This window comes from Streptomyces antnestii, from assembly GCF_004005495.1.
Taxonomy (GTDB): domain Bacteria; phylum Actinomycetota; class Actinomycetes; order Streptomycetales; family Streptomycetaceae; genus Streptomyces; species Streptomyces antnestii.
Genome location: NZ_RZYA01000009.1, coordinates 236,469 through 249,110, shown reverse-complemented (window position 1 = coordinate 249,110; position 12,642 = coordinate 236,469). Strand labels below are relative to the sequence as shown.

The window sequence follows — 12,642 nt, the reverse complement described above, 5'->3', positions numbered from 1 at the left end:
TGGGGCCGGAAGGCCGTTGGGGGGCTGGGGGATGGGGGGGAGGTCAGCTCATCAGGGGACGGGTGGTGCGGTGAGGGTGGTCTCGACGTACGCGAGCAGCGCCGCGTGCATCGCCTCGGCGTCGGTGCCGGGGGCGCCGGGCGCCGTGGCGAGGACCTGGGTGGCCAGGCCGTCGATCAGGGCGGTGAGCGCGAGCGCCGCGGCCTGCGGGTCGACGGGTCTGAACGACCCTTGCGCGACACCGCGCCGCACCACGTCGGCGACGGTCTCGCGCCACTGCCGGTAGTACTCGGTGTGCAGGTGGCCGACCGCCGTGGAGCGGGCCGCCTCGGCCCACAGGTCGAGCCACACCGCCCACTGCCTGCGCTGCTGCGCGGTGCGCGGCGTCTGCAGGGCGATGAGCTGGCGCAGCTCGTCGGCCGGGTCGGCCGCCTCGGCGGTACGGGCCGCCCGGTGCGCGGTGTCCTCGTCCATGCACCAGCGCACGGCCGCTTCGAGGAGTTCCGCGCGGCCGGGGAAGTGGTAGTGGATGGCGGCCGTGCTGGTCGCACAGGCCTCGGCGATGTCGGAGACCCGTACGGCGTGGAAGCCGCGCTCGGCGATGAGGCGGACCGTCTCGCGCACGATCTGCGAGGGGCGGCCCCCCTCGACCGCGACGGGGGTGCCCGTCGGGCGGGTCGGAGGCCGGTGCCTGGAGCCGAGCAGCCGGCCCGCGTCCACCTGACCCTCGTCGGCGATCCGGGCCAGCTCGGCCGCCGTGAAACGGCGCGTGCCGCTCAGGGACCGGGACAGCTTCGAGGGGTCCATGACGATCCGCCGGGCGAACTCGCGCTGGCTCACCCCGGCGGCGGTGATCACCTCCCGTACCCGGGCGGCGATCTCGTCGCGGTTCTCGTCTCGGTGTCCGTGCTCCACGGTCGACGACGCTAACCCAGTGTTGAGCAGATCTCAACACCCGGGTGAGCATCAGTACAGATCAATGTGTGTATTGCGGTGCTGACCGGTGAATTAGTCAGCATCGCAACGCGTGCTCTCAATGTGGGATCTCCGTCGTCGCCGGCGCGCTCCGCGTACCGTCCGGGGCGACCGCCACGAGCCGCAGCCGCGTGCCGGGGCCGGGCGCGGCCCCCGGCGGCAGGCTCACCACGTACACGTCGTCGTAGATCCGCCCGAGCCAGCTCCCGTCGTCGTCACGCAGTACGTCGTAGTGGTGGACGCCGTGCTCGGCCAGGCGCCACGACAGGAAGACGTGGGTCGTCTCGCGTTCCGTGCGCACCTCGTCGACGGTGAAGTCCTGGGGTGGGGCGGGTGATTCCAACTCGCCGTCGAGCAGGGCGAGTTCGCCGACGCGCACCTCGCACCGGGTGGGGTGCGCGGCGGACACCCGCAGACCGACGGCCGCGATCGTCCTCCCGCGGAACGGGGCGAGGCCGTGCGTCGTCGTGTGCCAGCCGGCCTCCGAAGACGACCCCGAACCGGCCGCGAGCCACGTGAAGTCCGAGGGGGCGTCCTGGAACAGCAGCCCCACCTCCAGGCGGACGCCGTCCGTGCCGTGGGCGGTCAGGGCCAGACGCTCGGGTCCGGTCACGTCGAGCGCCGTCTTGTAGAGACGTACCGTCGTCGCGTCACCCGGTCCCGGCTCGCCCGACAGGAGCAGCGAGGACCCGCCGTCGTACGCGAGCTCGTGGTCGAAGCCGACGGACAACGCGGCGCCCGCACCCTCCGCCCGCGTCCAGAACTGCCAGGTCGGCAGCACGTCCTGGACGGAGGCGTTGTGCCAGTCGCCGTCCGCCACGCGCCGCCCACCGAGGAAGAAGGAGCGCCCGTGCCCGGTGTTGAAGCGGGTGACGAACGGGAACGAGCCGATGACCGACCGCTCGGTGATGTGGTGCGCCACGCCGTCCCACGCCCGGTGGTCGTCCCGGTCGCGCGGTGTCTCCCGGTCGTGGGGGAGGAGGCGCCCGCTGCGGGTGGGATCCTCGTGCGGCCCCGACCAGTAGCGGCGCTCACGCCGGAACACCTCGCCCTGCGCGTCCGGGTCGTCGTGGTGCGGGGCCAGCTCCTTCACGAAGTGCGAACCGAACAGCGCCCAGCTCGTGCGCGCCGGTTCCCCCGGCGGGAACAGCAGCCGGGGGTCGTAGTCGGGGTCGAAGCCGAACTGCTCGTTCTCCGTGCCGTGGAAGACCGTCGCGTACGGGTCGCGGCCCAGCTTCAGGGCGGTCGCCACCGACGTCTCGACGCCTTCGGGCGTCATCCAGTAGTTCGCGAAGAAGCTGTCGGCGGCGTCCAGCCAGGGTGCGTTGGCGGCGTTCAGGTGGTTGACGTAGTCGAGGTGCCCGTCGGGCGTGATCGTGTCGTACCACTGGAGGTGGAAGCCCTCCGGGGCGCGCTCCCGCAGCGAGCGGAGCAGGTCGTACAAGCGCGCCGCTTGGCCGGGCGGAGTCTCGGCCTCGTGGTTGATGAAGTAGCCGTCGAAGCCGAAGTACGCCGCCATCTCGATCAGCTTGTCCGCCACGGGGAACGAGCCGTCGGCGCGCTGCTCCAGGTACTCCTCGAAGTTCCCGGAGCGCGGCCAGAACCAGCAGCCCAGGCTGCGTACGCCGTTGCGGTGGGCGGCGTCCGTGTAGGCGGGGTTGGGCAGGTTGACCAGGCCGTGCGCGGGGTCGTCCGCGGGCGGGCCGTCGACGGGCAGCCCGTGCCAGGAGCCGTAGAAGTCCGAGTACTGCCAGAAGCGCAGCAGGCGGCGCGCGAAGCCGGCGCCGTACTTGCGGGCCGTGAAGAAGGCGTCGTCGTAGTCGTAGGTCAGGTTCATGAGCTGCGGGCCCGTCGCCAGGTCCGGGTGCGCCTGGGTGGCGGGGAACGGGGCGATGCGCGGCGCCAGTGGGACACGCGAGCGGAAGTGGCGCGCCCACCGGTCCGTCCCGGGGCTCCAGCTCTTGATCGCGGCGGCGTCGTAGCCGTGCATGAAGGGGCGCACGGCGGAGCGGTCGTCATCCATGGGGTAACTCCGGTCGGGCGGGGGTGGGTTCAGGGACGGCACGGACGGCTGTCAGGCAACGTTGTCAACGGTCACGACCTCGGTGATCCCGCGCGCCGCGAGGTGGTCCGCGTCGTCGGCGAGGCTCGCCAGGACCGTCGTCGGGCGGGCCCCGTCCGCCGCCAGGCGCGCGAACGCGTCGAAGACCGGGCCGCCGGGTGCGCACACCGAGCGGTGCGGCGCCAGTCCGTCGTCGCCCGCGTCCACCACCAGGGCCGTCGTACGCGGAGCCGGCGCGTGCTCACGCCCCCGCCACCGCTCGGCGAACGCGGCCACGGACTTTCCGGCCGGCTTCACCTCGCCCTCGTTCGTCAACAGGCCCAGGGAGTACTCGAGTTCGGGGAAGTCCACGAGGTCACGGCTGACATCGTGCGAGCACCACCAGGTGACGCCCCACAGGTCCGGGCAGTCCAGCACGGCCTCCACCGTCGCCTCCGTGAACGCGGCCGCGTGCCCGGCCGGGATCAGCGGCTGCGGCGCCCCCACCTCCTGGAGCCACACCGGCCGCCGCGCGTCGAGCGCCCACGCCTTCGACAGCTCGACCAGATACGCGGCATGCCCCGTGGTCGCCGGGCCGCCCCGGCCGTGGCGCTGAGCCGTGCCGTTGAACACCCAGGAGTGCACCGCCGTCATCGCGCCGAGCCGCGCCGCGTGCGCCGGGGTGAACGGCTGGTCGTCCTGGTACCAGGAGGTGTCGTACTCGGCGTGCAGATGCGGAAGGCCCGGCGCCCCCTCCTCGCACGCGGCGAGCACACGCTCCAGCCAGCTCCCGGCCTGCTCCGGGGTGATGCGGTCCGGGTCCGGGTGCGGGGGACCGGCCGCGAACTGCGCGATCTCGTTGCCGATCGTCATGCCCAGGAAGTTCGGCCGGTCCGCGAGCGCGGCGGCGAGCGTCCGGAGATAGTCCTCCTGCGCCGAGACGACGTCGGGGTCGGTGAAGATGTTGCGGCGGTGCCACGTCTGCGTCCACGTGGGCAGGAAGTCGAAGCTCGACAGATGCCCCTGCAGGCCGTCCACGTTGACGTCGAGGCCGCGCTCGCCGGCCGCGTCCACGAGCGCCACCAGCTGCTCCACGGCACGCGGTCTGATCAGGGCACGGTTGGGCTGGAAGACGGGCCACAGCGGGAACACGCGCACATGGTCGAGACCCAGCGCGGCGATCGCGTCCAGGTCGGTGCGCACCGCGTCGAGGTCGAAGTCGAGCCAGTGGTGGAACCACCCCTGGCTGGGCGTGTAGTTGGCGCCGAAACGCATCACGGACTCCCGGCTGTCGGAATCGAATCCCGGGCAGTCTGCCCCCAACTCGTCACCCACATCCACTCTTTGTTGAATTCCCCGAGATTCTTGCGAGGCCTCTTGCCGCAGCGGCTTAAGCGCTTTAGTCTCCACGGCACTCAAGCGCTTTAGCCAGCCGAGCGAAACACCCCGGCGAAGCGGATCCAGGAGACAGGTCATGCGGCGTACCCCCGCCAGACGCCCCACCATCAAGGACATCGCGCTGCGCTCGGGCGTGTCCGAGAGCGCCGTCTCCTTCGCGCTCAACGGCAAGGCCGGGGTCTCGGAGACCACCCGGGACCGGGTCCGCCGCGTCGCCGACCAGCTCGGCTGGCGGCCCAGCGCCGCGGCCCGCGCCCTGTCCGGCGAGGGCTCCGCCACCGTCGGCCTCGTGCTCGCCCGGCCCGCCAGCACGCTCGGCGTCGAGTCGTTCTTCCTCCAGCTCGTCTCGGGCGTCCAGGAGGTCCTGGCCACGCGCCGCCTCGGCCTGCTCTTCCAGGTCGTCGAGGACCTGTCCGCCGAGTGCGACGCGTACCGGCGCTGGTGGGCGGAGCGCCGCGTCGACGGCGTACTCGTCGTCGACCCCCGCGCCGACGACCCCCGGCCGCCGCTCCTCGACGAACTCGGCCTCCCCGCCGTCGTCATCGGCTCGCTGCCACCCGGCGACGACGGGACCGGCCACCCCGGCATCACCAACCTGTGGGCCGACGACGCCCGCGCCATGGCATCGATCGCCGGCCACCTGCACGGCCTCGGACACCGCAGGATCGCGCACGTCGCGGGACTCCCCGACCTCACCCACACCAGGCGCCGCGTCCAGTCGCTGCGCGCCGAGGCGGAGCGGCACGGCCTCGACGTCACGTCGTTCCCCACGGACTACTCGGAGACCGAGGGCGCCGAGGTCACCCGGCGCGTCCTCGACTCCGGCACCCCGCCGACGGCGATCGTCTACGACAGTGACGTCCTGGCCGTCGCCGGGCTCGCGGTCGCCGCCGCGCGCGGCATCCCCGTGCCGGACCGGCTCTCCATCGTGGCCTGGGACGACTCCGTCCTGTGCCGCACCACGCACCCCGCCCTGACCGCGCTCGTCCGTGACACGACCGCCTACGGGCGGCGGGCCGCGGAGGAACTGCTCGCCCTGCTCGACGGGGGCGTCGCGCTGCGCGTGGAGGACGAACTCCCTCGCCTCGAACCGCGCGGCAGCACCGGCGCCGCCGCGCCCTGAGCCGCACCCACTGTTCGCGCCGCCCCCCACCAGCACGTAGCTCGGACAACGATGTCGAACCCCTCGTCCCCGGAGGTCTCAGGTCCCATGAACGGCTCCCTCACACACCAGATCAGAATCGGCGCCCTCGGAGCGGTGGCGCTGGCGCTCGCCGCGACGGGCTGCTCCGCCTCGCCGACGGCCTCCGCCGCGGGCGGCGCCAACTCACTGACGGTGAACCTCGGCTACTCCGGCACGACGATCACGCGGAACTTCAACCCGTTCTCGCTGCAGGCCACTCAGGGCACCTTCGGCTTCCAGTACGAGTCGCTGTTCTCGTTCAACATCCTCAAGGGCGGCGCCTTCACGCCCTGGCTCGTGACCAAGTACGACTGGGCCGACGGCGGCAAGAAGATCACGCTGCACCTCGATCCGCGCGCCAACTGGAGCGACGGCTCCAAGCTCACCGCCGAGGACGTCCTCTTCACGCTCGACTACGTCAAGAAGCAGAAGCTGCCGGTGAGCTGGGCCTTCGACAGCAAGTCGGTGACCGCGCCGGACGCGCACACCGTCGAGATCACCTTCGACAAGCCCGCCTACGCGAAGATCAGCAGCATCGGCGGCATCACGCCCGTGCCCCGCAAGGAGTGGCAGTCCAGGGACGGCAAGACGTACACCAACCCGAACCCGGTGGGCAGCGGCCCGTACAGGCTCAAGCAGTACGGCGCCCAGCAGCTCACCTTCCAGGCGCGTGACAACTACTGGAAGCAGAAGAACATCCCCGTCAAGACGGTGAAGGCGCCCGTCGTCACCGGCGCGTCCGAGATGGGCAAGCTGCTCAGCGGCGACGTCGAGTGGAGCGGTGGCGCGGTCGCCGACGTGAAGAAGCAGTACGTCTCCAAGGATCCGAAGAACCACCACGCCTGGTATCCGACGTATGGCGGCCTGTACATGTTCTTCAACCACACCAAGGCACCGTTCGACAACGTCCATGTCCGCAAGGGGCTCTCGCTGGCCGTCGACCGCAGCGAGCTCGCGCAGCTCGGCAACCCCGGCATGTTCAACACGCTCAACCTGACCGGCCTCGACTCCAAGACGCAGGGCAAGTGGATCAACCCGAAGTACGCCGACGCCGAACAGCCCAAGGCGGAAACCGCCAAGGCCGCCGCCGAGTTCGCCAAGGCCGGCTACACCATGAAGGGCGGCAAGCTCGTCGGCAAGGACGGCAAGCAGTTCTCCTTCAGCATCCTCGAGGTGTCGGACTTCGGCGACTCGATCCAGCGCGACAAGGTGATCGCCGAGGAGCTGAAGAAGGCGGGCATCGCGGTCGACGTCAAGCCCGTCGCCAGCGCTCAGATCGACCAGAAGCGCAAGAGCGGCCAGTTCGACGTCGTGGTCGGCGGAGCCGTCTACTACAACACCCCGTACAACTTCTTCCGCGACATGCTCTGGAGCGGCAACGCCGGCATCTGGACCAACTACGGCCACTACAAGAGCAAGAAGGCCGACGCGCTCCTGAAGGAGATGGAGAACTCCGGCGACGACGCCTCCCTCAAGCGGATCTCCGGTGAACTCGAAGGCCTGATGGTCGACGACGTCCCGGCCGCACCGCTCATCACCATCGGCGTCTCCGCCGAGTACAACAGCAAGAACTGGACCGGCTGGCCGGACGCGCAGAACCCGTACGCCATGCCCGCGCCGTGGTCCGGGCCCGTCGACACCCTCAGCACGCTGCTCTCGCTGCGGCCCGCGAAGGGCTGAGCGACATGGCCGTCCCTGTGATCAACCCCGCCGGAGCGGCCGACGCCGCGCCCGCGCCCGACGGCCGCAGGGCCGGCCGGGCGGCGCGGCTCCGCTCCGTCCGCTACATCGTGAGGCGCCTCGGCTTCTACGCCTGTGCGGCGTGGATCGCGGTCACGCTCAACTTCCTCATCCCGCGCCTGATGCCGGGCGACCCCGCCTCCGCCCTCATCGCCCAGATGCAGCAGAAGCAGGCCCTGTCCGGCGACCAGGTGGCCAGCATCTACCGGCTGTTCGGCACTCCCGGCGAGCCCCTGTGGAACCAGTACGTCACCTACCTCGGCCAGGTCGCGCACTTCGACTTCGGCATCTCGGTGGCGTACTACCCGACGCCTGTGTGGGAGGTCATCCGCACCGGGCTGCCCTGGACGATCGGCCTGGTCGGGCTCACCGCGATCCTGTCGTTCCTGATCGGCACGGCCGCCGGAGTGGTCTCCGGCAGCCGCGTCGGCTCCCGCTTCGACTCCGTGGTGACCCCCGCGTCGATGTTCCTGGGCTCGCTGCCCTACTTCTGGGTGGCGCTGCTCCTCGTCATGGCCTTCGGCGTCCAGCTCGGCTGGCTCCCCATCGGTGGTGGCTACGACGGTGACCTCGTCCCCTCCTTCAGCGGGCCCTTCCTCGCCAGCGTCGTGAGTCACGGCATCCTGCCCGCCCTGACCATGGTCGTCTCCTCGCTCGGCGGGTGGCTCGTCGGGATGCGGAACATGATGGTGACCACCGTCTCCGAGGACTACGTGCTGCTCGCCCGCGCCAAGGGCCTGTCCAAGGGCCGCGTCATGTTCCAGTACGCCGCCCGCAACGCCGTCCTGCCGAGCGTCGCCGGCTTCGCCCTCACCATCGGCACCGTTGTCAGCGGCCAGCTCCTCGTCGAGATCGTCTTCGCCTACCCCGGCGTCGGCTACCTCCTCTACCAGGCCGTCAGCAGCGTCGACTACCCGCTGATGCAGGCCCTGTTCCTCAACGTGTCCCTGTCCGTGCTCGCGGCGAACTTCCTCGCCGACTCCGTGTACGGCCTCATCGACCCGCGCGCGAGGGAGACCCGCTCATGAAGCTCCCGGGCAACCCCAAGGTGCGCATCGGCATCTGCGTCTTCGCGTTCTTCGCCCTCGTGGCCCTCGTCGGCCCGTACGTCGTGCAGAACCTCATGGGCCTGTCACCCAGCGACGTGCACACCGCCGACGCCATGCAGGGACCGTCCGGCGCGCACCCCCTCGGGACGACCGCGACCGGCGAGGACGTCCTCGCCCAACTCGTCGTCGGCAGCCGCGTCTCGCTGCTCGTCGGGCTCGTCGCCGGACTCGTCACGACCGCCCTGTCGGTCCTCGTGGGCGTCGCCGGCGGCTACCTCGGCGGGCGCGCCGACTCCGTCCTGACCGTCCTCACCAACATCTGCCTCGTCATCCCCGGCATGCCGCTGCTCATCATCATCGCCAGCTATGTGCAGGGCAGGGGCGGCTGGCTGACCGTCGCCCTCATCATCGGGCTCACCGCCTGGCCGTGGGGCGCACGCCAGAAGCGCGCCCAGACGCTCTCCCTGCGGCACCGCGACTTCGTCACCGCCGCCGAGATGACCGGCGAGAGCCGCTGGGGCGTCATCACCCGCGAACTCATCCCGAGCCTCGCGCCGATCATCTCCGTGAGCTTCCTCGGAGCCGTCGTCGGCTCGATGTTCGCCGACGCGGGCCTGTCCTTCATCGGCCTCGGCAACATCAACATCACCAGCTGGGGCTCGATGCTCTACTGGGCGCAGAACGGCTCCGCGCTCACCCGCGGCGCCTGGTGGTGGTTCGTGCCGCCCGGCGCCTGCATCGCCGTCATCGGCGTGGCGGCCGGACTCATCAACTTCGGCATCGACGAGATCTCCAACCCCCGTCTGCGCAAGCCGCCCAAGAAGGTACGCGACCGGGCCGAGGCCGCGAAGCTGCGCCGCCGCACGGAGGAACGCGCCGAACCCGCCACCGCGCCCAAGGCCCAGGAGGCGACCTCATGACGACCCGGCATCAAGAGCCGCTGCTCACCGTCCGCGGCCTGCACGTCGACTACTTCGACCGCGCCGACCCCGTGCACGCCGTGAGCGGCGTCGACCTCACCCTGCTGCGCGGCGAGACCCTCGGCATCGTCGGCGAGAGCGGCTGCGGCAAGTCGACCCTCGTCACCGCCGTCACCCGCCTGGAGCGCCCGCCGGCCGTCACCACCGCCGGATCCGTCCTCTTCCACGGCAAGGACGGCGCGCCTCCGGTCGACCTGCTCACCCTGACCGACCGTCAACTCGGCGCGCTGCGCTGGGAGAAGATCGCCGTCGTCTTCCAGAGCGCCATGAACGCCCTCAACCCGGTGCTCAGGCTCGGCGCCCAGTTCAGCGACGTCCTGCGCAGGCACCGTGGCCTGTCGAAGAAGGAGGCGCTGACCCGCGCCGGTGAACTCCTCGGCATGGTCGGCATCCCCGCCGACCGGCTTCGCTCCTACGCGCACGAGCTGTCCGGCGGCATGCGCCAGCGCGCCACGATCGCCCTCGCCCTCGCCTGCGAACCCGACCTCGTCGTCATGGACGAGCCGACCACGGCCGTGGACGTCGTGATGCAGCGCCAGATCCTGCGTCAAGTGTCCCGGCTGAAGCGCGAGCTGGGCTTCTCCGTCATCTTCATCACGCACGACCTGTCCCTCCTCATCGAGATCGCCGACCGGATCGCCGTGATGTACGCGGGCAAGGTCGTCGAGACGGGACCCGCCCGGCAGCTCTACACCGACCCGAAGCACCCGTACACCGAGGCGCTGCGCGGCGCCTTCCCGCCCCTGCACGGGCCGCGCCGCGAGATCACCGGCATCCCGGGCTCCCCTCCGGGCCTGCGCGTCCTGCCCCAGGGCTGCGCCTTCCACCCGCGCTGCGCCCACCGCTTCGAGCCCTGCGACCGGACGACGCCGCCGCTCCTCGCCCTCGGCGCCGGTGAGGCCGCCTGCCATCTGCACCAGACCGTCCGCGGCGAGGAGGACCACCATGCCCGCGTCAGCTGAACCCGTCCTCGAAGCGCACGGCGAGCCCGTCCTCGAAGCCCGCGACGTCGTCAAGCGGTTCCCGCTGCACGGCCCGGGCCAGCACGGCAAGGAGGTGCACGCCGTCGAGCCGACCAGCCTCGCCCTGCACGCCGGCCGCATCACCGCCCTCGTCGGCGAGAGCGGCAGCGGCAAGTCGACGCTCGCCCGCATGCTGGCCCTCGCCTACCCGCCCACGGAGGGCGAGATCCGCCTCGACGGCGCCCCCGTCAAGCAGGCCCGCACCGCACGCGGCAAACGCGCGTACTACCGCCAGGTCCAGATGGTCTTCCAGGACCCGTTCTCCTCGCTCAGCCCCGTGCACCGGCTGCGCTACATCCTCAGCCGGCCGCTCCAGCTGCACGGCCACGCCTCGGGCCGCGCGGAGCTCGAACGGCAGATCCTCGACCTGCTCAACCGCGTCAACCTCACGCCCGCCGACCAGTTCATCGACAAGTTCCCGCACGAGCTGTCCGGCGGCCAGCGCCAGCGCGTCGCCATCGCCCGCGCCCTCGCGGCCCGCCCCAAGGTCCTCCTCGGCGACGAACCCGTCTCCATGCTCGACGTGTCGATCCGCCTCGACATCCTCAACCTGCTCGGCACGCTCCGCGACGACGAGGGCCTCGCGATCCTCTACATCACCCACGACATCGCGGGCGCCCGCTACTTCGCCGACGAGATCAAGGTCCTTTACGCGGGCCAGCTCGTGGAGTCGGGACCCGCCGACGCCGTCGTGGAACAGCCCCGGCACCCGTACACCCGGCTCCTTCTGGAGTCCGCGCCCGACCCGGACCGGGAGGGCGCGCTCCTGGACGCGCCCGAGGTCGTCGACGACGAGGAGACCCTGGGCGAACCCCCGAGCCTCGTCGACCCGCCGGCGGGCTGCCGCTTCCACCCGCGCTGCCCGCTCGCGAAACCCGTGTGCGCCACCGCGTTCCCGCCCCGCACACAGTTCGACGACGGCCAGTGGGTGCACTGCTGGAGCTACGACGAGGAGAACTACCGGTGATACAGCCCTGGTTCACGGACGGAAAACTCGGCATCTTCCTGCACTGGGGGATCTACAGCGTCGACGGCGTCGCCGAGTCCTGGTCCTTCTTCAACGGGCAGGTCCCGTACGAGACCTACATGGCGCAGCTCGACGGGTTCGGCGCCGGGAAGTGGGACCCCGACGCCTGGGCCGACCTGTTCGTCCATGCGGGCGCCGCCTACGCGGTCCTCACCGCGAAGCACCACGACGGCGTCGCCCTGTGGGACACCCAGGCGAACGACCTGTCCGTCGTCAAGCGCACCCCGGCCGCCCGCGACCTCGTCACCCCCTACGCGGACGCGCTGCGCCGCCGCGGCATCAAGGTCGGCCTCTACTACTCGCACCTCGACTGGTCCCACCCCGACTACGCCACCGTCCGGCCCGACGGGCAGGACCCCGGCGACCGGGGCAACCCGTACTCGATGCCCGCCGCCGGCGACGAGTCACCGGAGCGCTGGGACGCCTTCCTCGCCTTCCACCGCGCCCAGATCCGCGAGCTCCTCGGGCGGTTCCAGCCCGACCTGCTCTGGTTCGACGGCGAGTGGGAACGCAGCCCCGAGCAGTGGCGCATGGCCGAACTCGCCGACCTCATCAAGGAGTTGAGCCCGCACACCGTCGTCAACGGCCGCCTCTCCGGGCACGGCGACTACGCGACACCCGAGCAGGGTGTGCCCGTCGAACCGCCGAAGGGGCCCTGGGAGCTCTGCCTCACCGTCAACGACTCGTGGGGCTGGCAGCCGCAGGACGACCACCACAAGTCGCCCCGCCAGCTGGTCCGCGTCTTCGCCGAGACCGTCGGCGGTGGCGGCAACCTCCTGCTCGCCGTGGGCCCGCAGGCCGACGGCACGATACCGGCCGAGCAGGCCGAGCGCCTCGAAGCGCTCGGCGGATGGATCGCCGGACACCGGCCCGCGGTGCACGGCGCCGTACGCGGCCTGCCCCACGGCCACTTCTACGGCCCCTCCACCCTCTCCGCCGACCGCCGCACCCTGTACCTCTTCCTCTTCGACCGGCCCAACGAGTACGTCGTCCTGCGTGGCGTCCGCAACGCGGTCCTCTCGGCGCGGATCCTCGGCACCGGCGCGGACGTCCGCCACGAGCGGGTCGGCGGACTCGGCGAGGTGCCCGGCTGGGAGTACCTGTACGTCACCGACGACCAGCTCGACCCGCTGTGCACGGTCATCGCCCTCGAACTCGACGGCGAACTCGACCTGTACCGCGAACACACCCGCGACTGACACCACCCCCCTGACACCACCCCCTTGC

10 protein-coding genes are annotated in these 12,642 nt (G+C 71.2%); 7 read left to right on the top strand and 3 right to left on the bottom strand.

Going from position 1 to position 12,642, the window contains the following annotated elements; translation table 11 throughout:
- Positions 1-51: 51 nt before the first annotated feature.
- From EOT10_RS20850 to EOT10_RS20840, 3 genes are all read right to left on the bottom strand, one after another.
- Positions 52-915 (bottom strand): TetR/AcrR family transcriptional regulator, encoded by an 864-nt coding sequence (locus EOT10_RS20850; RefSeq protein WP_127829767.1) that lies wholly within the window; start codon positions 913-915, stop codon positions 52-54.
- A gap of 118 nt (positions 916-1,033) precedes the next feature.
- The gene (locus EOT10_RS20845) at positions 1,034-2,998 is read right to left on the bottom strand and encodes an endo-beta-N-acetylglucosaminidase (RefSeq protein ID WP_127829766.1); all 1,965 of its coding nucleotides are present in this window, start codon (positions 2,996-2,998) and stop codon (positions 1,034-1,036) included.
- Between the two features lie 51 nt (positions 2,999-3,049).
- A complete protein-coding gene (locus EOT10_RS20840) occupies positions 3,050-4,291 on the bottom strand; it encodes a glycoside hydrolase 5 family protein (protein ID WP_127829765.1) in 1,242 nt (413 codons plus the stop codon).
- A 199-nt stretch (positions 4,292-4,490) separates the two neighbouring features.
- Here EOT10_RS20840 and EOT10_RS20835 point away from each other — a divergent pair, with 199 nt between their 5' ends.
- From EOT10_RS20835 to EOT10_RS20805, 7 genes are all read left to right on the top strand, one after another.
- The gene (locus tag EOT10_RS20835) at positions 4,491-5,537 is read left to right on the top strand and encodes a LacI family DNA-binding transcriptional regulator (RefSeq protein WP_127829764.1); all 1,047 of its coding nucleotides are present in this window, start codon (positions 4,491-4,493) and stop codon (positions 5,535-5,537) included.
- Between the two features lie 87 nt (positions 5,538-5,624).
- A complete protein-coding gene (locus EOT10_RS20830) occupies positions 5,625-7,277 on the top strand; it encodes an ABC transporter substrate-binding protein (protein WP_189491856.1) in 1,653 nt (550 codons plus the stop codon).
- Between the two features lie 5 nt (positions 7,278-7,282).
- Complete coding sequence (locus tag EOT10_RS20825) at positions 7,283-8,365, top strand: ABC transporter permease (RefSeq protein WP_127829762.1); 1,083 nt, start codon at positions 7,283-7,285, stop codon at positions 8,363-8,365.
- Positions 8,362-9,306, top strand: coding sequence for an ABC transporter permease (locus EOT10_RS20820; protein WP_127829761.1), 945 nt, complete (start codon positions 8,362-8,364; stop codon positions 9,304-9,306). The genes EOT10_RS20825 and EOT10_RS20820 overlap by 4 nt, the downstream gene beginning before the upstream one ends.
- Positions 9,303-10,328 carry an ABC transporter ATP-binding protein gene (locus EOT10_RS20815; protein ID WP_127829760.1) on the top strand — a complete coding sequence of 342 codons (1,026 nt, stop codon included), beginning with the start codon at positions 9,303-9,305 and terminating at the stop codon, positions 10,326-10,328. The genes EOT10_RS20820 and EOT10_RS20815 overlap by 4 nt, the downstream gene beginning before the upstream one ends.
- Positions 10,312-11,355 (top strand): ABC transporter ATP-binding protein, encoded by a 1,044-nt coding sequence (locus EOT10_RS20810; protein ID WP_127829759.1) that lies wholly within the window; start codon positions 10,312-10,314, stop codon positions 11,353-11,355. The genes EOT10_RS20815 and EOT10_RS20810 overlap by 17 nt, the downstream gene beginning before the upstream one ends.
- On the top strand, positions 11,355-12,614 hold the full coding sequence (locus EOT10_RS20805) for an alpha-L-fucosidase (RefSeq protein WP_127829832.1): 1,260 nt from the start codon (positions 11,355-11,357) through the stop codon (positions 12,612-12,614). The genes EOT10_RS20810 and EOT10_RS20805 overlap by 1 nt, the downstream gene beginning before the upstream one ends.
- Positions 12,615-12,642 lie beyond the last annotated feature (28 nt).

Excerpts from the sequence above, each read along its gene's own strand:
- EOT10_RS20840 (WP_127829765.1), bottom strand. The coding sequence starts at position 4,291 with ATGCGTTTCGGCGCCAACTACACGCCCAGCCAGGGGTGGTTCCACCAC.
- EOT10_RS20825 (WP_127829762.1), top strand. The coding sequence starts at position 7,283 with ATGGCCGTCCCTGTGATCAACCCCGCCGGAGCGGCCGACGCCGCGCCC.
- EOT10_RS20835 (WP_127829764.1), top strand. The coding sequence starts at position 4,491 with ATGCGGCGTACCCCCGCCAGACGCCCCACCATCAAGGACATCGCGCTG.
- EOT10_RS20810 (WP_127829759.1), top strand. The coding sequence starts at position 10,312 with ATGCCCGCGTCAGCTGAACCCGTCCTCGAAGCGCACGGCGAGCCCGTC.
- EOT10_RS20815 (WP_127829760.1), top strand. The coding sequence starts at position 9,303 with ATGACGACCCGGCATCAAGAGCCGCTGCTCACCGTCCGCGGCCTGCAC.
- EOT10_RS20820 (WP_127829761.1), top strand. The coding sequence starts at position 8,362 with ATGAAGCTCCCGGGCAACCCCAAGGTGCGCATCGGCATCTGCGTCTTC.
- EOT10_RS20845 (WP_127829766.1), bottom strand. The coding sequence starts at position 2,998 with ATGGATGACGACCGCTCCGCCGTGCGCCCCTTCATGCACGGCTACGAC.
- EOT10_RS20830 (WP_189491856.1), top strand. The coding sequence starts at position 5,625 with ATGAACGGCTCCCTCACACACCAGATCAGAATCGGCGCCCTCGGAGCG.